Raw genomic sequence first — 245 nt, 5'->3', positions numbered from 1 at the left:
CTAGGTTCATGTTTGAACTTTCAATTATATAACCGATACCATCATTGTTTTTTCTAAACCATTTTGGCGAATTTATAGTGAAGTCATACTCATTTTTATCGAAAACTATATCGTTACTAGCATTACCTATATTTTTAATATCTATTCTAGCTAACTTAAAAACGTTTAGAATATTTAAAATTGATAGGTTATCAGAATTGTCAACATGTGTATTATTAGAAGGAATATTCTCATAACTTCTTACA

At 26.1% G+C, this 245-nt stretch carries 1 protein-coding gene; it reads right to left on the bottom strand.

Annotated features, from left to right (window positions below):
- Window positions 1-245: hypothetical protein (locus tag R0K30_RS23075; protein ID WP_410613310.1), on the bottom strand; the 245-nt coding region annotated here is incomplete at both ends.

The sequence above is a fragment of the Bacillus sp. SIMBA_154 genome (genome assembly GCF_046536015.1).
Taxonomy (GTDB): domain Bacteria; phylum Bacillota; class Bacilli; order Bacillales; family Bacillaceae; genus Bacillus; species Bacillus pumilus_P.
Note: the sequence above shows the minus strand (reverse complement) of the source record. Positions and strands in the feature narration are given on the sequence as shown.